Below are 20,087 nucleotides of genomic sequence, written 5' to 3'. Positions count from 1 at the left end.
CGGCATCACCACTGCAACCCCCGTACGCCCGCGGAGGAATCCACGATGACGACCGAGCCGCCGCACGGCGCGCACGGCCCGCGTTCCCTGGACCGGCGCTCGCCGCTGCCCTTGTGGGCGCAGCTCTCCGCCGATCTGCGCCGTCGGATGGAAGCCGGCGCGTTCCGTGAGGAGTTCCCGGCCGAGCACCGGCTCACCGGCGAGTACGAGGTCAGCCGGCACACCGTCCGGGAGGCGCTGCGCAAACTGCGTGCCGACGGCCTGGTGATCGCCGAACGCGGCCGGACGAGCCGGCTGGACACCCGCCGCATACAGCAGCCGCTGGGCTCGCTCTACAGCCTCTTCCGCGAGCTGGAGGGCCAGGGGGTGGAGCAGCGCAGCGAGGTGCTCCGGCTGGAGCGGACCGTGGACGGCACGATCGCCGGGAATCTGGGGCTGGTCCCGGAGGCGCCGCTGGTCGTGCTGGAGCGGCTGCGGCTCGCGGACGGCGAACCGCTCGCGCACGACACCGCGTATCTGCCCGCCGACGCCGCCGAGCCGCTGCTGGACGCCGACTTCGGGCACACCTCGCTCTACGGCGAGCTGACGCGGCGCTGCGGGGTGAAGGTCACCGGTGGCCGGGAGCGGATCCAGCCGTTCCTGCCGGACATCCGGCAGGCGTGGCTGCTGGGGCTGGCCGACCGGGAGGCGGCGTTCGCCATCGAGCGGCTCGGGCAGGCCGGGGAGCGGCCGGTGGAGTGGCGCGAGACGGTGGTGCGCGGCGACCGGTTCACCTTCGTCGCGGAGTGGTCCGACCACAGCCGGGCCGTCGCCCTTGCGCCGCGGGCCTCGTGTCCGTCCTCGTAGCCCTGACGGTGCTGCCGTGCGGGTTGCTGATCGGTCTGCTGCTGGGCGCGCTCGGCGGCGGTGGGTCGGTGCTGGCGGTGCCGGCGCTGGTCTATCTGCTGGGGCAGTCGCCGCACGAGGCGACCGCGGGGGCGCTGGTCGTCGTCACGGTCGGCGCGGTGACCGGACTGCTGTGCCATGGCCGGGCCGGACGGGTCCGGTGGGCGGCGGGTGCGGCGTTCGGGGCGCTGGGTACGGCGGGCAGCTATCTCGGCTCCCGGTGGAGCGCGGCCCTGGATCCCACGGTGCTGATGGCGGCGTTCGCGGGTCTGCTGCTCGTGGTGGCGGCGATGCTGCTGACACGGGGACTGCGCGAGCGGCGTGCGGCGGAGGGTGTCCGGCCCTTACGGGACCCGGCGATGAGCTCACCGTTACGGGACGCCCCGGAAGCCGTGCCCTTACGGCATCCCGCAGACACGGTGTCCTTGCGGGACGCCCCGGAGATCATGCCCTTACGGGAGCCCGCGGAGACGGTGTCCTTACCGGAGTCCGCGGAGACGATGTCCGTACCGGACCCCGGGGAGACGGCGCCCCTACCGGCGTCCGCAGATCCGCTGTCCTCACAGGAGCCCGCAGATCCGCTGTCCTCACAGGAGCCTGCGGAGAAGCCGTTCTCACAGGAGCCCACGGAGAGGCCGTCCTCACAGGGCCCCGCCGAACCGCATCCCCCACAGGACCCCGCCGAGACCGTGCCCTTACGGGGCACCGCGGGCCCGGCGTCCTCCGGCGACCGGGGCGGCGCCGCCCGCCGGATGCCCCTGCGCCCCGCCCGCTTCGTCGTGACCGCCTCCGCCGTCGGGCTGCTCACCGGCTTCTTCGGGGTCGGCGGCGGGTTTGTCGTCGTACCGGCCCTCACCCTGGTGCTGGGCCTGGAGATGCCGGTCGCCATCGGCACCTCGCTCCTGGTCATCCTCATCAACTCCCTTACGGCGCTGGGCACCCGGGCCGGTACGGGCGCCCTGGACTGGCCGCTGCTGGCCGGTTTCGCGGCCTGTGCGGCGCTCGGCAGTCACCTCGGCAACCGCCTCACCAACCGGCTGCGCCCCCAGGTCCTGGCCACGGCCTTCGCCTGCCTGGTCACCGTCCTCGCCGTCACCATGGCGGCCACCGCCCTGCCCCGCCTCTGGTAGCCCGCGTCCCGCAGGCCGACCGACCTCCGATCCCGACCCCACCCGATTCCCCTTACCTTCCAGGAGGAGCACATGGCCCCCGCGCCCGCCGCCCCGTCCCACCACCAGGTCCTCATCGTCGGCGGCGGCACCGCCGGCATCACCGTCGCCGCCCGGTTACGCCGTGCCGGGGTCCGGGACATCGCGCTGCTGGAGCCCTCCGAAACGCACTGGTACCAGCCGTTGTGGACGCTGGTCGGCGGCGGTCAGGCGCCGCTGCGTGCCTCGCTGCGCACCGAGGCGGACGTCATGCCGCCGGGGGTGCGCTGGCTGCGGGAGCGCGCCACCGATGTCGACCCGGCCGCCCGTACGGTCACCACCGCCTCGGGCCGGGTCCTCTCCTACGGGCGGCTGGTGCTCGCCCCCGGCCTGCAGCTCGACTGGGACGGGGTGCCCGGCCTCGCCGCGGCCCTCGGCCACGGCGGGGTGAGCAGCAACTACCGGCCCGATCTCGCGCCGCTGACCTGGGAGTTGATCCGCCGGATGCGGAGCGGCACGGCGGTGTTCACCATGCCGTCCGGGCCGGTGAAGTGCGGCGGCGCCCCGCAGAAGATCGCGTATCTGGCGGCGGATCACTGGCGTAAGCGCGGGGTGCTGGGTGCGATCCGCACCATTCTGGTGCTCCCGGAGCCCGCGATGTTCAAGGTGCCGGTGTTCTCCCGTGCGCTGACGGAGACGGCCCGGCGGTACGGCATCGAGGTGCGGCTGAGCTCGGAGATGACCCGTCTCGACGGTGCGGCGCGCGAGGCGGTGATCACCGATCACACCACCGGCAAGACCGAGACCGTCCACTACGACCTGCTGCACGCCGTACCGCCGCAGCGCGCCCCCCAGTGGCTGGCCGACGGCCCGCTCGCCGACCCCGACTCCCCGTACGGGTACGTCAAGGCGGACCGGGCAACGCTCCAGCACCCGGATTTCCCGAATGTGTTCGTGCTGGGCGATGTCGCCAATCTGCCGACGTCCAAGACGGGCGCCGCGATCCGCAAGCAGGCTCCGGTCGCGGTCGCCAACCTCCTCGCCGGGCTGCGCGGGCGCCCGGCCGGCGCCCGCTATGACGGCTACACCTCCTGTCCCCTGGTCACCGCCCGGCACAAGATGCTGCTCGCCGAGTTCGACTACGACCTGCAGCCCACGCCGTCGATCCCCTTCCTCGACACCACCCGGGAACGCACCGACATGTGGTTCCTCAAGCGCTACGGCCTGCCGCAGCTCTACTTCAAGGGGATGCTCAAGGGCCTGGCGTAACCCCACCCCCACGGTGGGGGGAGCGTAACCACACCCCCCACCGGGCAGGGCTCACGCAAGGGGCGCATCACCCCCCTAAGGGCGATCCCCCACCCCCGCCCTAAGCCCCCGTCACCTCCCCCACCACACACCCCACGTTGTCCGGCGCCCCCGCCTCGCGGGCCAGCCGGATCAGTTCGCGTACGGCCTGGTCGGGGCCGTCGGCCGCGGTCAGCACCTGCTGGATCGCCTCGGTCGGCACCACCCCGGTCAGGCCGTCGGTGCACAGCAGATAGCGCTCCCCGGGCCGGGCCTCCAGGAGTTGCAGATCGGGGGCGAACTCGGTGGACCCGTCGAGCGACCGCAGCAGCTGTGTGCGCTGCGGATGCGAGGCCGCCTCCTCGGGGGTGAGCCGGCCCTCATCGATCAGCGACTGGACGAGGCTGTGGTCGTGGGTGATCTGGAAGAGGCCGGAGTCGCGCAGGACGTAGGCGCGTGAGTCCCCGAGGTGCAGCAGCGCCAGCTGTGCGCCGGAGCGGAGCAGCGCGGTGAGCGTGCTGCCGGTCGCCGCGTCACCCGCCGGGGCGGCGCGGTGGGCCCGGCGGGCCGCCTCCTCCAGGACGCCCAGCAGGTCCGCCGTGGTCAGGTCCTGTTCTTCCAGATCCTTGAGCGCCTCGATCGCGGCGGTCGCGGCCGGGCCGCCGTCCGGGCCGTAGCCGTCGGCGACGGCCAGCAGCCGCGGTCCGGCATGGGCGGCGTCCTGGTGGAGCGGACGTACCAGCCCCTGGTCGGTCAGGGCGGCGCAGCGCATCGTCAAGGGAGTGTGTGGTGTGGTCATGGCGGTGTTCTTCCTCTCCAACTGGTCGACGAGGAAGGCGGCCAGGTCCCGGCGGGCCGCGGTGTCGGCCTCGACCTGCGCCCAGTACGCGGCGACCGCCACGGCCGCCGCGTCCGGTGACAGCTCGCACACCTCGCGGATGCGGGCCAGCGGCATACCGAGCCGGCGCAGCCAGGCCACCAGCCGGGCCCGCTCCAACTGGGCGGGGGCGTAGCGGCGGTAGCCGCTGTGCGGGTCGACATGGGCCGGGGGCAGCAGGCCGAGCTCGTCGTAGAGGCGCAGTGCCTTCGGCGAGAGCCGGGAGGCCTTGGCGAACGCCCCGATGGTCAGCAGCGCACCGTCCTCGCGCGGCGCCGTGCCCCCGTATCCGTCCACCGTCCGCCCTCCTCGTACCGGGCGCCTCGCCCGGTACGGCCGATGCTGGGGCTTGCCCCAAGGGCAAGGTCAAACGCCCGCCACCGCCCCGCCCGGACCGGCCGGACCAGCCGGACCGGCCTGCCCCGCCGCCTCCGTCACGCCCGCGGTATCGCCGTCCCGGTCGCACCCCGACCCGTCTGCCTCGCCCCCACTGTCACCCCCGCGGTATCGCCGTCCCCATCGCGCCCGGACCAGCCGGCCCCGCCTGCCCCACCGCCTCCGTCACCCCCGCGATACCCCCACCTCCCCCGCATCCGCCGCCCCAGGAGCCAGCCGGTTGAGCGCGGCGGCGGTCAGTGCCTCGACGCCCATGGTGAGGGTCGGCCGGACCACGGGGACGAAGTGCGGCGAATGGTTGGACGGGATGTCCTGGGCGAGCCGTCCGGCCGCCAGCGCCGTCCGGAACTCCTCCGGGTCCCAGCCGCCCAGCCACCAGTAGTAGAGCGGGGCCCCGGCGGCGGTCGCCAGCAGTCCGGCGTCCTCGCTGCCGGTGGCCGGATCGTAGGCGAACAGCCGCTGCTCTCCGAAGAGTTCGGTGAACTGCTCGTTGACCTCCCGCAGGGTCGTGGAGTCGTTGACGGTGACGGGGAAGGAGTCCAGGACCTCGGTGTCCGGCGCGCGGTCCGCCCCGGAGGCGGTGGCCTCGGCGCGCGCGATGCGGTCGATGGCGGCCAGCACGGCGGTGCGGACGGTCTCGTCGAAGGTGCGGACGCTGAGCCGTACGACGGCCCGGTCGGGGATGACATTGGCGGTGTCCCCGGCGTGGAAGGAGCCGACCGTGACCACCGCCTGGTCCTTGGGCGCGACCTCGCGGGCCACGACGGACTGCACCCGCTGGACGAAGGACGCCGCCATCAGGATCGGGTCGATGGTGGTCTCGGGGCGTGAGCCATGGCCGCCGGTGCCATGGAAGGTGATCTCCAGGCTGTCGGCGGCCGCCATACAGGGGCCGGGGCAGTAGGCGATCAGCCCGGCACCGAGCGGGGCGACATGCTGGGCCAGCACCACATCGGGGGTGGGGACCAGGCTCTTGCTGTAGAGACCGGCGTCGATCATGGCGCGGGCGCCGCTGCCGACCTCCTCGGCAGGCTGGAAGAGCGCGATCAGAGTGCCGGACCAGTGGTCGCGGCCCGCCGCGAGCAGGTCGGCGGCGCCCAGCAGGCAGGTCACATGGACGTCGTGTCCACAGGCGTGCATCCGGCCGGGGACCGTGGAGGCATAGTCCAGACCGGAGTTCTCGGTGACGGGCAGCGCGTCCATGTCAGCGCGCAGCAGCACCACGGGGCCCGGGCCGTTGCGCAGGACGCCGACGACGCCGGTCCCGGCGATGCCGGTGGTGACGTCATAGCCGCAGCCGGTCAGCCGGCGGGCGGCCTCTGCGGCCGTACGGGTCTCCTGGAAGCCGAGTTCGGGGTGGCGGTGCAGGTCTTCGTAGAGGGCCACGAGGTCCGCGAGGCGGTCGTCGAGCGGGGCCAGGACGGCAGCGGGGGCGGAGCTGCCGCGGGGGCCGGCGTTAGCGGTCGTGCCTGTCGTGTCGCTGTCGCTCATACACGCATTCGACCATGAACGGCCGGCCGGCATCGAGCGGCGGCCCCCGACATCCCCCGGAACCCTCCCGTACGGGTCCCCGCCCGTCCCTGGCCGGACTTCGCGGTTGCCGCTCTCTCCGTTCGTGACACCGGAGCCCGTGCCTGCAACCGTGGATCACCGCCTGCGACCGGGACCAGCAAGCGCAAGCCGATGACTGGAGGCTGACGTTGGCCATTTCCCCCAACCCACCGACCGGCGAGCCCCGCGACCTCACGGCTCATCTGATGGACCAGGCCATGGGCCATCTCTTCTCCGCCGCCCTGCGCACCGCGGTGCAGCACCGCATCGCCGACCATCTCGCCGAGGGCCCGCGCACCGCCGAGCAGCTGGCCGCCACCACCGGCACCCACGCGCCACATCTGCGCCGCGTACTGCGCTATCTCGCCACCCGCGGCATCTTCCGGGAGGACGCAGCGGGCGCCTATCAACTGACGTCGGCCGCCCGGCCGCTGCGTACGGACGTCCCCGATTCGCTGCACGCCGCCGTGCTGATGATGACCGACGAGATGTTCCTGCGGACCTCGGCCGCCATGCCGGAGGCCGTGGCACACAGCGGCGCGTCCTTCGAGCGGATCTTCGGGGCACCCCTCTTCGCGCATCTGCTGTCGGACCCGGCCGCCCGCCGGCTCCTCGACGACGGGATGTCGTCGCTGTCCGCCCCGGTCGACGAGGCGGTGGCCGCCACGTACCCCTTCCCCGCGGCCGGCACGGTCGTGGACGTCGGCGGCGGCCGCGGCGGCCTGCTGCGCGCCGCGCTGCGCCGCCACCCCCAGCTGACCGGTGTGCTCTTCGACCAGGCGCCGCCGCTGGCCCACCACCTCCTGGACGACGACGAGTTGAAGGGCCGCTGGCGCACCCAGGAGGGTGACTTCTTCGAGTCCGTACCGGAGGGCGGTGACCTCTACGTCCTCAAGCACGTCCTGCACGACTGGCCGGATGAACCGTGCCGGCGCATCCTGCGCAGCTGCCACCGGGCGATGGCGACCGGCAGCCGGCTGCTGGTCATAGACTCCGTGCTGCCGCCGGGCAACACGCCGCACTTCGGCAAGACCATGGACGTCGCGATGATGGCGGTGGTCGACGGGAAGGAGCGCACGGCGGAGGAGTTCGCGACGCTGCTGTCGGCCGGCGGATTCCGGCTGACGCGGGTGCTGCCGACCTCGGCTTTCCCCTCGATCGTGGAGGCGGTCGCCGAGTAGCCGCCGCCCCGGGCACACCGCCCCCGCTCCCCTCGCTGGCGACACGCCGCACGCCGTCCCGGGCGACACGCCCCACCCAGCTCCCCTCCCGAGCGACACGCCCGCCCCGCCCCCCTTCGTGGGCGACACGCCGCACGCCGCTCCCCTCATTGGCGACACGCCGCGCCCCGCTCCCCTCATTGGCGGCACCGCCCGCCCGCGCTGTACTGAGGGCGGCCGCAACGGCCGACGAGAGGAGCTGACGTGCCGGTCCTCATGCGGGCGCGCCGCCGCGACGAGGAGCACCGCGCCGCCACCCCGCTGGAGCTCTTCTTCGACCTGTGTTTCGTCGTGGCGATCGCCCAGGCCGGCCGCCAGCTGGCACATGCGCTCGCCGAGGGGCATCCGGGGCACGGCGTGTCCGGCTATCTGATGCTCTTCTTCGCCATCTGGTGGGCCTGGATGAACTTCAGCTGGTTCGCCTCGGCGTACGACACCGACGACGCGCTCTACCGCGTGGTGACGCTCGTCCAGATGGCGGGGGTGCTGGTCCTGGCCGCGGGCGTGCCGCGGGCCTTCGCGCACAGCGACTTCACCGTCCTCTGGTTCGGGTACCTGGTCATGCGGCTGGCCATGGTCACCCAGTGGCTGCGGGCCGCCCTCGGCAACACCGGCGCCGAGCGGCGTACCGCGCTGCGCTACGCCTTGGGGGTGACGGTGTGCCAGGTCGGCTGGCTGGGCCTGCTGGTCCTGCCCGTGCACGACATTCCCTGGGTGTTCGTGGTCGTGGGCCTGCTGGAGCTGGCGGTCCCCACGCTGGCCGAGCGGGAGCGGCAGACGACCTGGCATCCGCGTCACATCGCCGAGCGCTACGGCCTGTTCACCATCATCGTGCTGGGCGAGACGATCGCGGCGGCCACCCTCGCCGTGCAGTCGGCGCTGGACCGGAACGACGCGCTCGGCACGCTGCTGCCGATCGCGGGCGGCGGGCTGCTGCTGGTCTTCGCCGCGTACTGGATCTATTTCGCGGTGCCCATCCACCTTCACCTCCGCTCGAACCGTCAGGCGTTCCTGTGGGGCTATGGGCACTACCTCGTGTTCGGCTCGGCGGCCGCGGTCGGCGCGGGCATCGAGATCGCGGTGGAGGAGTCCTTCGGCAGGGCGCATCTGTCGGCGTTCGCGGCGGCCGCCTGTGTCACGGTGCCGGCGGCGCTGTTCATGCTCACGGTGTGGCTGATCCACTCCCGGCACCAGAAGCGCGGCCTGGCCCAGCATCTGGTGCTGCCGGTGTCGGCGCTGCTGGTCCTGGTGTGCACCTTCGCCGGGGACTGGGCGGTCCTGGCGACCGGGCTGGTGGCCTCCGCCACCGTGGCGGCCGGTGTCGGCCTCACTTCCCGTCAGGGCACCGCGCTGGTGGAGTAGCGGCCCCCGTCACCCATCTCGACGATCGCCCCGGCACCGATCTCCTCGAAGGTGCGACTGCGCCCCCGCGAGGCCTACGGCACCGCCTCGCCCCACCTCTCTCTGTGGACCTGACGCCCCGTCCAGCCCTGCTCTGACCCTGATCCCGCATCAGATTCGGCCATCTTCGCCCTCCTCCGGACGAGGGGCTCTCTCCAGCACGGCCGCCACTCCGGACCCACCCCATTGCCCGTCAATTACCCACCAATGGACCCCACTTCCCGCCACTTCGCCCCCATGTTCCCCACTGTTCACATGGACCAGCGGAGGCGCGCGGACGCTGAAGCGGTAGGGTGCAGATTGCCCTTTTTATGACAGGGGGTGTACCTGTGGAAGACCGCAGGAAGCCCCGGGACCGACCGCCGTCCGTACCTGAGGAGACGCCAGCCATGGCCCGCCACGCTCAGTCCCGCGCGCGGACGAGACTGTCCCGGCGCAGCAAGGCCGTGAGCGGTCTCGCCCTCTCCACCCTGGTCGGAACCGCCCTGTGGGCGTGGCCGGCCTCGGGCGACGACCACAACAGCGGGACCGACGCCAAGAGCACCATGTCGACGACGGCTTCCGGCCCGGACACGCCACGTACGCCCGTGTCCGCGCCGAAAACCGCCCCGAAGGCCGCACCGAACGCCCCGGCCGGACGGCCGATCCCGGGCCTCAGTGACGCGGCCAGGAAGCGGATACCGGCCGACTCCCGGCAGGTTCTGGTCGTCACGGGCCAGGACATGGACTCCTTCCAGTCCCGTGTCGTCCTCTACACCCGCGAGGAGGGTTCGGACGACTGGGAGCCGGGCCCCACCTGGGCCGCGCACAACGCCGCCCGCGGCTGGACCGACGACCACCGCTACGGCGATCTGCGCTCGCCCATCGGGGTCTACCCCCTCACCGACGCGGGCGGCCTGCTGCCCGCGCCCGAGGGCACCAAGCTCCCCTACGACCGCAACAGCAGCTTCGTCGCCGACGGCACCGGTGTGGAGGGCGAGCCGCTGGCCGGCGCCTTCGACTACGTCATCGCCATCAACTACAACCGCGAGCCGGGGACCTCCCCCCTGGACCAGCAGCGCCCGTGGGGCGCCGCCAAGGGCGGCGGCGTCTGGCTGCACGTCGACCACGACGGGCCCACCCAGGGCTGTATCAGTCTCAAGCCCAAGGTGATGCGGGAGCTGCTGCGCACCCTCGACCCCGACCTGCACCCGGTCATCGTGATGGGACCGGCCGATTACTGAGCAGCCGGCGGGCCCGCCGTACCCCACGGGGCCGCAGGACGCCCTCACCGACGTCCTCGGCCTCCGGGTCGGCCACGCCCAGCGCATCGGTGACGGCTATCTGACCGGCACCACCGTCGTCCTGGCTCCCGAGGGCGGCGCCGTCGCGGCCGTCGACGTACGCGGTGGCGGCCCCGGCACCCGGGAGACCGACGCGCTGGACCCGCGCAATCTCGTCCAGCGCGTCGAGGCGCTGGTGCTGACCGGCGGCAGCGCCTTCGGTCTTGACGCCGCGTCCGGTGTCGCCGCCTGGCTGGAGGACCAGGGCCGGGGCTTCCGGGTCGGCCCGGACCCCGCCCAGGTCGTCCCCGTCGTGCCGGCCGCGGCCCTCTTCGACCTGGGCCGCGGCGGCAACTGGCGGGCCCGGCCGGACGCCGCCATGGGCCGGGCGGCGGCCGCCGCCGCGGCGGGCACCGAGCCCGGCGCTCCGGTCGCCCGGGGCAACACGGGCGCCGGCACGGGCGCGGTGGCCGGCGGCCTCAAGGGCGGCATCGGCACCGCGAGCGCGGTCCTCCCCTCGGGCGCCACCGTCGCCGCCCTGGCCGCCGTCAATGCCGCGGGCTCCGTCACCGACCCCCGCACCGGCGCCCTCTACGGCCTTCTGTACGAGGACCCCACCGCCCTGCCGGCACCCGAGGTCCACGCCGCCGCCCTGCGCCGACTGGCCGAGGCCCGGGAGATCTCCCTGACCCGTTCGGCAGCGTCCGTCCGTCCGCCGCTCAACACCACCCTCGCCGTGGTCGCCACCGACGCCACCCTCACCCGCGCCCAGGCCCACAAACTCGCCGGCACCGCCCACGACGGCCTGGCCCGCGCCATCCGCCCCGTCCATCTCCTCTCCGACGGCGACACGGTCTTCGCCCTGTCCACCGCCACCCGCCCCCTCACCCCCGAAGAGCCCCCCACCGACCCCGCCTTCGGCATCCACACCGAGGCCGGCGCCCTGAACGAGCTCCTCTCCACCGGCGCGGACGTCCTGACCCGCGCCATCGTCAACGCGGCCCACTCCGCAGAAACGGTGCGCGGCCCCGGCGGCGTCTTCCCCTCTTACCGCGACCTGTACGGAACCGCCTGACCGGCATCCGGCACGACCGGAAGACCGCCACCCCGCACAGCCGTGACACAACGGACACGCCGGACGACCGCCCACCCGCCCCCGTAGACGTGCCACCAACAAGCACGGCGGGAAGGCCACCCACCCCCGCAGGCCGTGACGGCAACCGACACCGCGGGACAGCCACCCGCCCCGCAGCCCCTGACGACAACCACCACGGCGGACAAGCAGCCCCCACCCCAGGCAGCAACGGCAAACGGCGGGACAGCCGCCCACGGCCCCAGGGCCGTGACCGCAACCGCCAACGGCGGGACAGCCGCCCACGTCGGAGGCCGGAGGGGATGTCCCGTGCCCCGCCCGCAGGACCGGAGCGAATGCCGGGGCACCCAACCCCACGTACCAGAACCGCCCGCGCCGAGGACGGGGTACGGGACATCCCCTCCGGCCCCCCACCCACCAACGGGCGGCGCACCGGCCTCAACCACTCACCACGCACCAGCCGCACACCGGCCTCAACCACTCACCGGCACCGGACACCACGCGCCACACACCACGCACCACCAGGCCACCGCGCCCCGCGCCCCGCGCCCCGCGCCCCGCGCCAGCAACCACCCACCGCACCCGCACCTCACACCCCGCACCCCACACTCAAACCCCCACCGCCCCCAACACCGACCCCGCCCCATACGTCACACCCATCGCCACCACCCCACCCCCCACATTCCGCACCATCGCCCGCCCCACCGGCGCAAACCCCAGCCGCGCGCTGCCCCACCCGCACAGCCCCAGCGCCACGACCACCGCACCCACCGTGATCCACAGCCGATCCGCGGCCGGCGGCAGCACCATCGCCAGCAACGGCAGCAACGCCCCCGCCGTGAACGCAAGGAAGCTCGCCCCCGCCGCATGCCAGGGATTGGTGAGTTCATCTGGGTCGATGCCCAACTCCACCTCGGCATGGGCCCGCAGCGCATCGTGCTCGGTGAGCTGCTCGGCCACCTCCCGGGCAAGCTGCTCGTCCAGCCCCTTCCCCTCCAACATCTCGGTCAGCTCGACGAGTTCCGCCTGCGGCTCTGTCGCCAGCTCCCGCTTCTCCTGCGCCAGCGCGGCCTTCTCCGAATCGCGCTGGGTGGAGACCGACACATACTCACCGGCCGCCATCGACAGGGAACCGGCCAGCAGCCCCGCCAGCCCCGCCGTCAACAACGTGCCGCGTTCGTCGGTGGCTCCGGCGACCCCGACGACGAGTCCGGCGGTCGACACGATGCCGTCGTTGGCGCCAAGGACCGCCGCCCGCAGCCAGTTGAGCCGGCTGCCGAGCCCGCCGCCGTGCGCCTCGTCGTGGTCCGTTGTCTGCGAGGTCATCGGACGAGCGTCTCACCCGTACCGGCCGTGCCCCGCTCGACGCCCCCGCGCCGCCCCGGAATGGCCGGTGGTAGAAACGGCCTTATGTCCGCACCGCCCCCCTCACCGCCTCCCCAGCCCCCACCGCCCACGCTCGTCCAGCCGGCGCCCCGTAAGCCCGCGCCCCGCCGCCGACTGTGGTGGCACCGGCTGATATTCGGGCTCTGGTACCGACCGGTGGAGGTGCTGGACGAGGCGCGGGACCGCAGCGCCTGGAGCGCGGCGGTGCTGCTGTCGCTGATCAGTGGCGCCATCGGGGTGCTGTCGGTGGACGCGTTCCACACCCAGTGGGCCGTCGACCGCACCGCGGGGCTCCAGCTCATCGGGCTGGCCGAGGCGGGGGTGCTGCTCGCCAGCTTCGTGCTGGGCGCGGTCGCCCATGCGATCGCCCGCACCCTCGGCGGTATCGGCCGCTTCGCGCCGACCGCGAGCCTGTTCATCGTGCTCTTCTGGGTGACAGATCTGCCGCGGCTGATGATCGCCGCCTGGCTGCCGAGCGACGCCACCTTCGTACAGGCCGCGACCTGGACGACCTGGGGCTTCGGCTATGTCCTCGCCATACTGCTCATACGCGGCCAGCACCATCTCTCGACGTGGAAGTCGGCGGCCGCGGTCTCCGTACAGATGCTGGCCGCACTGGCCCTGCTGAGGCTGGGCCCGGTCCGCTGAATCCGGGGCCACCGCCTCGGCCTCACCGGCCACATCAGCCGCACCGCCCGCACTCAGCAACTTCGAGTGCGGGCAGCCACCAACCACCGGCCACCACGGCCACCGGCCACCCACGACCGCCGGGGCTACGACTACCCGACTACGGCCGCCCGGCCACGGCCACCGGCCACGGCCCGCTCAACTACGGCTGGTCAGCCGCCGTACGAGCCCCTCGAACGCCGCCCGCTCGGCGGCGCTCAGCTCCACACACTCCGACGGCGGCCCGTCCGGCCCGGTCTGCCGCGGCACCGAGCCGAGCAGCTCCGGCTGTACGGGCAGCCCCGCTCCGGGCAGCCCCTCCGGGCCTCGCGACGAGAACGAGCCACCCGGTGCGTACCGTCCACGCGAGGCGTACCGTGTCCGCATCTCCCGCTGGTCCCGCCGCAGGGCGGCCTCGTACCGGCCCCGTCGCAGCAGTCTGGTCATCCCGACGGCCCAGACGACGCCCAGAGCGACAAGGACGCCGAGGCCGATCTGCTGCAGAATCGAATCGGAGGGAAGCATGTGGTCCTCCTGGACGGATGGGGGCGCTGGGCCAGGGCTTGTCTACGGATCGGTCCAGGAGCCAGTAGACACCACGCTTCAGGACTTCCGACAGGAGATCTTGGGCCGAAAGTCCCTAAGTGACACATCTCCTATGACATTTCGCCACATTTCCGGCACGGCCCGCGAAGGCGCCACCCCAAGAGGCCGCCCCAAGAGGCCGCCCCGGCAGGATTCCCCCCGCCCCGTTGGACACCCCGGAGGCTTCCCCCGGCGAAGATCGTCCCGGACGATGACGGCACCTCGTCCGCGACGTGAGGAGTACGCACGTGCCGCAGCCGCACCGGCCGCAGCCCCGGCCGCCCGCCGACGCCGCCCCCGAGCCCACCGGCACGGAGCCCACCGACACCGGGACCGACACCGAAACCACCCCGCCCACCGGCACCGCCCCATCCGCCGACGCAGCCCCGCCCGTTGCGCCGCCCGCCCGTGCCCTGGACGGCATCCTCGTCGCGGACTTCAGCCGGGTGCTGGCCGGGCCGCTGGCCGCCGCGACGCTCGCCGACCTCGGCGCCGAGGTGATCAAGGTGGAGCGGCCGGGCACCGGTGACGACACCCGCGCCTGGGGCCCGCCGTTCGTCGCGGACCCCCCTTCCGGCGAATACCCCCCTTCCGGCGAGGAGCCCGCACCGCACGAGGGCGGAGCGCCGCGGCGCGGGACGGCCGCGTACTTCGACGCCGCGAACCGCTCCAAGCGCGGTCTGGCGCTGGATCTCGGCGATCCGGACGATGCGGCCGCGGCCCGCGAGTTGGCGCGCCGGGCCGACGTACTGATCGAGAACTTCCGCCCCGGCTCGCTCGCCAAATACGGCCTGGACCACACCGCCACCCGCGCCGCCAATCCGGGCCTGGTCCACTGCACCATCACCGGGTTCGGCTCCGGTGCGGGCGCCCGGCTGCCCGGCTACGACTTCGTCGTGCAGGCGGTCGGCGGGCTGATGAGCATCACCGGCGAGCCCTGCGGCACACCGCTGAAGGCGGGCGTCGCACTGGTGGACGTGCTGACCGCGAAGGACGCCACCACCGGCATCCTGGCGGCGCTGCGCCACCGCGACCGCACCGGCCAGGGCCAGCTGGTCGAGGTCAATCTGCTGTCGTCGCTGCTGGGCTCGCTGGTCAATCAGGCGTCCGGGCATCTGGCCACCGGCCGCGATCCGGGCCCGATGGGCAATCGTCATCCGAGCATCGCCCCGTACGAGACGCTGGCCTGCCGCGACGGGCAGCTGCTCGCGGTGGCGGTGGGCAACGACCGTCAGTTCCGGGAGCTGGTGCGGGCACTGGGCGCCCCGGAACTCGCCGAGGACGTCCGCTTCGTCCGCAATGAGGACCGGGTGCAGAACCGCACAGATCTCATCAAAGCGCTGGAACGCCGGCTGGCCTCGGACACCCCGCGCGGCTGGACCGAGCGGCTGACCGCCGTGTCCGTGCCCTGCGGCCCGGTCAACACCGTCTCCGAGGCCCTGGAGTTGGCGCAGCGCCTCGGTCTCGACCCGGTGACACCGGTCGGCGAGGGGCGTATCCCCCAAGTCACCAGCCCACTCCGTCTTTCCGGGACGCCGGTGGCCCAACCCTTCGCCCCACCCCGCCTGGACGAACACGGCACGGCACTGCGAACCTGGCTGTCGGGACCGGCCGACCACCCCCTGCCGCCGCACATGTGACCTTCATCACAAGACCGCCGTACCCGCAACCAAATCCGTCCGCTCGTGCTGTTTACCAGCACGGAATCACAACACCCCTGTTATGGAGCAGCTCGTGACAACGCCGGACAACCTCGCGCCCGCTCGGTCCCGCACCCCGCACCAGCTGCTCCCCTCGGTCGAGCAGCCGGCGACGGGCGCCCCGCGCCGTAACCGGCGGATGCGCCGCACGCTCGCCGTGACGGCGCTGTTCGCAGCGGGTGCGCTGACCCTGTCCGCCTGTGGCGGGGACGCCTCGGCCGGTGGCAACGACGACGGCAAGAACGGCCAGGCCGGCGCGGACGCCGCGGCCGCCAAGAACGCCTCCGACGTCAAGATCAAGGTCTCGTCGGACGACGGCGCCACCAACGCCAGCATCAACGACACCGGTGTGAAGGCCACCGGCGGCAAGCTGACCGAGGTGAAGCTCACCGAGGCCGACTCCGGCAAGGACGTCGCCGGTGCCATATCGTCCGACGGCACGTCCTGGAAGCCCGGCGTCCAGCTGGAGCGCGGCACCAAGTACCGGATCGTGGCGAAGGCCAAGGACGCCAAGGGCCGGGCCGCCACCGAGAACGCGAGCTTCACGACGGTCTCCACGGCCAACAGCTTCATCGGCAGCTACACCCCCGACAACGGCAAGACCGTCGGCGTCGGTATGCCGGTGTCCTTCAACTTCGACAAGGCGATCACCAACAAGAAGGACGTCCAGTCCCACATCACGGTGACCTCCAGCAGCGGCCAGAAGGTCGTCGGCCACTGGTTCGGCACCCAGCGCCTGGACTTCCGTCCCGAGGACTACTGGAAGGCCGGCTCCAAGGTCACCATGAAGATCGACCTGGACGGGGTGAAGGGCGGCCAGGGCATCACCGGTGTGCAGTCCAAGACGGTGTCCTTCACCATCGGGCGCTCGCAGGTCTCCACGGTCGACATGAACACCCAGCACATGACGGTCAAGCGGGACGGCAAGACCCTCAAGGACATCCCGATCTCCGGCGGCAGCCCCGAGAACCCCACCTACAACGGCCAGATGGTCATCTCGGAGAAGTTCGAGCAGACCCGGATGGACGGCTCGACGGTCGGCTTCAAGAAGAAGGACGGCAAGGGCGAGTACGACATCCCTGACGTCCCGCACGCCATGCGGCTGTCGGCCTCCGGCACCTTCCTCCACGGCAACTACTGGGGCTCCCCGTCCATCTTCGGCCAGGCCGGCACCAGCCACGGCTGCGTCGGCCTGAAGGACAACAAGGGCGGCGGGGGCAACACCGACGGCAAGTGGTTCTTCAACGAGTCGCTGATCGGCGATGTCGTCGTCGTGAAGAACTCGAAGGACGAGACCATCAAGCCGGACAACGGCCTCAACGGCTGGAACATGTCCTGGGCCGAGTGGCAGCAGGGCAGCGCGGTCTGACGGACGACGCCCGCGGCACACACCCGAAGGCGGTGGCCGGTCCCTGGTAGGGGCCGGCCACCGCCTTTGTGCGTACGGGGCTGCTGCGTACTGGGGCGGCTGCATACGGGGCCTGCATACGGGGCCGCCGCATATGGGGCCGCCGCATACGGCTCCGGCGGATCAACGGGTCCGCCACCCCGGCTGGGCTGGGCCGCGCCGGGCCGTGCCGGGTCAGTCGTCGGCCCACCTCAGCGCGGGTGCACCAGCTCCACCAGTCCCGCCAGCCCCTCGCTCCCGTGGCCGTCCGCCACCCGCCGCTCCATCAGCGCGAACAGCGGCGCGAACAGTTCCGGGCTGACGCCCTGTGCGCGGCTGACATCCCCGATGCTGTCGTTCGAGACCTGCATGGCAAGGGGGGACCCGGTGACGCTGTAGTCGCCGGAGTCGATCTGTGCCGCCATCGCGGGCAGACCGCCGGCCATCGCCCCCAGCCACGGCTGCAGCAGCGTCGTGGTGAACTCCGCCACCGATCCGCCCGCCGAGCGCACCAGCGCGGCCGCGTGCAGAAAGCCGCCGAACATGCCGTACATGCCGCTCAGCAGCGCGAGGTCGTGCAGCGGCGCGAGCCCGGGGTCCTCGCCCAGGTAGACGCTGCGGGCGAACGCGTCCAGCACGCCCCGGTGCGCCTCGAAGGCCTCGCGCGAACCGCTGTAGAGCACAAAGGCCTCCGGGCTCGCGATGATCTCGGGCACGGCCATGATGCCGCCATCGAGGTAGGCGGCGCCGAGGCCCGTCACCCGCTCCGCCATCGCACAGGCCTCCTCGGGCGACCCGTTGGTCACATTGACCACCACGCGCCCCTGCAATGCCGCCCGCCCGACTCCCTGTTGCTCCAGCAGCGGGCCGATATCGCCGTAATCGAGGATGCAGACGAGCACGATCTCGCCCGCCGTGACCGCCTCGGCCACCGAACCGGCGCACCGCGCCCCACGCGCAACGAGCCCCTCGGCCCTGCCGGGCGTCCTGTTCCACACGGTCACTTCATGGCCGGCCACCAGCAGCGCCTCCGCCAGCGCCGCCCCCATGCTCCCCAGCCCGAGGACCGCCACACTCTTCTTCACCGTCGTCACGAACCGAACTCCCGCCTCATTGCACCGGATTCAGCGGCCTCGCAAGGGATTCCGGAGGCCGCCACATCAGTCTTGGCCGGAGCTCGGCACGGGACAAGTACCTACTTTTTGGTGCGTACTTACCTCCAGGTGCGTGGCCGTGCATGGTCGTGCGTGGACACCCCCGCAACGCCGACGGCCCCCGTCGCGGGCGAGCGACGGGGGCCGGTCTTCGGGCCGGTCTCCTGGGACCGGGGGCGTCAGGCGCCGGGGAGTTCGCCGCTCTTCACGGCGGTGACGAAGGAGGCCCAGGCGGGCGCCCCGAAGAGGAGGGCGGGGCCGTGGGGGGCCTTGCTGTCACGGACGGGGACGACGGCGGGGAAGTCGTCCGAGACCTCGATGCACTCGCCGCCGTCCTGGTTGCTGTAGCTGGACTTGCGCCAGGTGGCGGCGGTCAGGAGGTCGTCGGAGACCTCGATGCACTGGCCGCCGTCCTGGTGGTTGCTGTATGAACTCTTGCGCCAAGTGACGGTGCTCAGGTGGATGGTTCGCACGAGGCTTCCTCCAACAGCTGCCTGATGAACTTCCGTGATTCAGCCGGGGTTAGGGCTAGGTCACGGACCAGATCGTAGCTGAGCTGAAGGCGTTCGACTGCTGCCGTTTCCTCGATGAGTTCGCCCGAATAGCCGGTCTCCACCCATGCCACGGTGCGTCCGTCCGGGAGTCGCAAGAACATGGCGTGCGTGTTCGTCAGGGCGTGGAGACCGGCTTCCTGTCTCACGACCTGAATCACGATGTTCCGTCGTTCGCCCATGTCCAGCAGGTGCTCAAGCTGCTTGCGCCACTCTTGGGCATCCTCCAACGGCGTGCGCAACACGGCCTCGGACACGACGGAGCGGAACCGAGCGGCATTGTCGCCGTCCAGCAACTGGTGTCGCCCTATGCGCGCTTCAACCTGTCGTGTCAGCTCTTCACCGCTGATGCCGCCCGCTGTGAGCAAGTCATGTGCGTACGCCTCTGTCTGGAGCAGACCCGGCAGCGCACTCACCGCGTAGTGCCACAGGCTCAACGCTTCCGCTTCCAAGGTCATGTACCGCCGGTACCGCTCCTTGAACTGCGTGGGATCTGCCACCGCCAACTCCCACAACGTCAGCAGCAGCCCAGGCGTCCCGTAGTGCTGGTCCAACGCCTGCACCACCTCCGGGCTCCCCAGCGTCTGCCCGCTCTCCATCTTGCCGAACAGCGACCAGTCCCAGCCCAGTACGTCGCCGAGCTGCCGGAGGGTGTCGCCCTTCTGGGCCCGTAGTAATCGCAGCTCTTCGACGTAGCGCTGGCGCGGCTCCTGGCTCCGACCGGTGACCGCTCGCCTCGGTGGCATGGCGACCTCCTCCGTGGAAGGTGTGGGACTAACGGTGCGTGGCGGCGAAATACGGCCCACAAGCAGCATTCGCCCGCCTTTCCGGCCGCTTCCCGTAAGGGCCGGAACACACACGGTAGTTGCGCGCCGGTCCTCCGGGCAGGGAAACGGCGGACAGAGGGCGGTACTGGGGGCGGTACTCATGGCGACGGCGCAACGGGCGGCGGCCGCCGGATGCTCCGACGGCCGCTGAACCGGTTGTGTGGGGATGGTGGGGCCCCGCTGGGACCTTACGGGTGGTAGAGCTCGGCGATCTTCGTGGCGGCGCCGTGGTCCACGGTCACCCGGACTGTGGCGTTGCCGAGCTTGGCCGCCTTGCGCAGGTCGGCGAGGGTGCACGGGAGGGTGCCGTAGCCGGAGCCGTCCACCTGGACGCGGCCGTCGGGGGCCCCGCAGAGCGCCGCCGCACCGAGCACCTTGGTGTCGTCGAGTAGGTGGAAGGCCTGCTCGCTACCGTTCTCCGGGGCGACCGTGAGCTTGTAGTCGGTGAGCCACTTCAGCGTGCCGACCCAGGTGCCGCTGACGCCCTGGCGTCCGGCGGAGGAACCGCCCTGCCCACCGGCGCCGACCGTCGCGGAACCCTGGCTCCGTTCGTGCCCGTACGCGACGCGCCCTTCCCCTGTGCGGCCCCGGAGCCACCACCCGCCTGCTGCCCACCCGTCGAGGACGAGCCCGCGGAGGCACCGCCCGAGGAGAACCGCCGGACGCAGAGGAACCAGGGGAAGGGGTAGGTGGAGGGATGGAGGGGCAGAC

At 72.3% G+C, this 20,087-nt stretch carries 18 protein-coding genes; 10 read left to right on the top strand and 8 right to left on the bottom strand.

Translation table 11 applies throughout. The features are described from left to right. Positions 1–45: 45 nt before the first annotated feature. The 3 genes from SLV14N_RS23800 (at position 46) to SLV14N_RS23790 (ending at position 3,302) form a co-directional block, all read left to right on the top strand. Positions 46–846 (top strand): GntR family transcriptional regulator, encoded by an 801-nt coding sequence (locus SLV14N_RS23800; RefSeq protein WP_263270974.1) that lies wholly within the window; start codon positions 46–48, stop codon positions 844–846. After that, positions 831–2,015, top strand: coding sequence for a TSUP family transporter (locus tag SLV14N_RS23795; protein ID WP_263270973.1), 1,185 nt, complete (start codon positions 831–833; stop codon positions 2,013–2,015). The genes SLV14N_RS23800 and SLV14N_RS23795 overlap by 16 nt, the downstream gene beginning before the upstream one ends. Positions 2,016–2,087: 72 nt before the next feature. Beyond that, complete coding sequence (locus SLV14N_RS23790; RefSeq protein WP_263270972.1) at positions 2,088–3,302, top strand: FAD/NAD(P)-binding oxidoreductase; 1,215 nt, start codon at positions 2,088–2,090, stop codon at positions 3,300–3,302. A gap of 100 nt (positions 3,303–3,402) precedes the next feature. Here the strand turns inward: SLV14N_RS23790 and SLV14N_RS23785 are convergent, their stop codons facing one another. After that, positions 3,403–4,494, bottom strand: coding sequence for a MerR family transcriptional regulator (locus SLV14N_RS23785; protein ID WP_263270971.1), 1,092 nt, complete (start codon positions 4,492–4,494; stop codon positions 3,403–3,405). Between the two features lie 264 nt (positions 4,495–4,758). Then, positions 4,759–6,084: an amidohydrolase gene (locus SLV14N_RS23780; RefSeq protein WP_208683420.1), complete on the bottom strand. Its 1,326-nt coding sequence runs from the start codon at positions 6,082–6,084 to the stop codon at positions 4,759–4,761. A 209-nt stretch (positions 6,085–6,293) separates the two neighbouring features. Between SLV14N_RS23780 and SLV14N_RS23775 the strand changes: the two genes are divergently transcribed. The 4 genes from SLV14N_RS23775 to SLV14N_RS23760 all read left to right on the top strand — a co-directional run bounded on the left by SLV14N_RS23775 (position 6,294) and on the right by SLV14N_RS23760 (position 11,102). Next, on the top strand, positions 6,294–7,325 hold the full coding sequence (locus SLV14N_RS23775; protein ID WP_263270970.1) for a methyltransferase: 1,032 nt from the start codon (positions 6,294–6,296) through the stop codon (positions 7,323–7,325). Between the two features lie 243 nt (positions 7,326–7,568). Next, complete coding sequence (locus SLV14N_RS23770) at positions 7,569–8,726, top strand: low temperature requirement protein A (protein WP_263270969.1); 1,158 nt, start codon at positions 7,569–7,571, stop codon at positions 8,724–8,726. 428 nt (positions 8,727–9,154) lie between these two features. Next, positions 9,155–9,988 (top strand): hypothetical protein, encoded by an 834-nt coding sequence (locus SLV14N_RS23765; protein ID WP_208683415.1) that lies wholly within the window; start codon positions 9,155–9,157, stop codon positions 9,986–9,988. Next, complete coding sequence (locus SLV14N_RS23760) at positions 9,981–11,102, top strand: P1 family peptidase (protein ID WP_208688054.1); 1,122 nt, start codon at positions 9,981–9,983, stop codon at positions 11,100–11,102. The genes SLV14N_RS23765 and SLV14N_RS23760 overlap by 8 nt, the downstream gene beginning before the upstream one ends. A 627-nt stretch (positions 11,103–11,729) precedes the next feature. Here SLV14N_RS23760 and SLV14N_RS23755 read toward each other — a convergent pair. Beyond that, positions 11,730–12,446, bottom strand: coding sequence for a VIT family protein (locus SLV14N_RS23755; protein ID WP_208683413.1), 717 nt, complete (start codon positions 12,444–12,446; stop codon positions 11,730–11,732). A gap of 84 nt (positions 12,447–12,530) precedes the next feature. Between SLV14N_RS23755 and SLV14N_RS23750 the strand changes: the two genes are divergently transcribed. After that, positions 12,531–13,154 carry a Yip1 family protein gene (locus SLV14N_RS23750; protein WP_259670483.1) on the top strand — a complete coding sequence of 208 codons (624 nt, stop codon included), beginning with the start codon at positions 12,531–12,533 and terminating at the stop codon, positions 13,152–13,154. Between the two features lie 177 nt (positions 13,155–13,331). On the opposite strand, the gene SLV14N_RS23745 is transcribed toward SLV14N_RS23750, so the two are convergent. Continuing rightward, the gene (locus tag SLV14N_RS23745) at positions 13,332–13,697 is read right to left on the bottom strand and encodes a hypothetical protein (protein ID WP_208683411.1); all 366 of its coding nucleotides are present in this window, start codon (positions 13,695–13,697) and stop codon (positions 13,332–13,334) included. 482 nt (positions 13,698–14,179) lie between these two features. On the opposite strand from SLV14N_RS23745, the gene SLV14N_RS23740 reads away from it, so the two are divergent. Further along, a complete protein-coding gene (locus SLV14N_RS23740) occupies positions 14,180–15,397 on the top strand; it encodes a CaiB/BaiF CoA-transferase family protein (protein WP_263273247.1) in 1,218 nt (405 codons plus the stop codon). A gap of 82 nt (positions 15,398–15,479) precedes the next feature. Next, entirely contained in the window at positions 15,480–16,826 is a 1,347-nt protein-coding gene (locus SLV14N_RS23735) for an Ig-like domain-containing protein (RefSeq protein WP_263270968.1), read from the top strand. 230 nt (positions 16,827–17,056) lie between these two features. Here SLV14N_RS23735 and SLV14N_RS23730 read toward each other — a convergent pair whose 3' ends face one another. The 4 genes from SLV14N_RS23730 to SLV14N_RS23715 form a co-directional block, all read right to left on the bottom strand. Continuing rightward, on the bottom strand, positions 17,057–17,938 hold the full coding sequence (locus tag SLV14N_RS23730; protein WP_208683403.1) for an NAD(P)-dependent oxidoreductase: 882 nt from the start codon (positions 17,936–17,938) through the stop codon (positions 17,057–17,059). A 239-nt stretch (positions 17,939–18,177) separates the two neighbouring features. Continuing rightward, positions 18,178–18,471 (bottom strand): DUF397 domain-containing protein, encoded by a 294-nt coding sequence (locus SLV14N_RS23725; protein ID WP_263270967.1) that lies wholly within the window; start codon positions 18,469–18,471, stop codon positions 18,178–18,180. Then, positions 18,453–19,295, bottom strand: coding sequence for a helix-turn-helix transcriptional regulator (locus SLV14N_RS23720; RefSeq protein WP_263270966.1), 843 nt, complete (start codon positions 19,293–19,295; stop codon positions 18,453–18,455). Before SLV14N_RS23720 ends, SLV14N_RS23725 begins: the two co-directional genes overlap by 19 nt. 269 nt (positions 19,296–19,564) lie before the next feature. After that, a complete protein-coding gene (locus tag SLV14N_RS23715; RefSeq protein ID WP_263270965.1) occupies positions 19,565–19,750 on the bottom strand; it encodes a hypothetical protein in 186 nt (61 codons plus the stop codon). Positions 19,751–20,087: the final 337 nt, after the last annotated feature.

The organism is Streptomyces sp. Je 1-4 4N24 (assembly GCF_026239515.1).
GTDB classification, from domain to species: domain Bacteria; phylum Actinomycetota; class Actinomycetes; order Streptomycetales; family Streptomycetaceae; genus Streptomyces; species Streptomyces nigrescens.
Note: the sequence above shows the minus strand (reverse complement) of the source record. Positions and strands in the feature narration are given on the sequence as shown.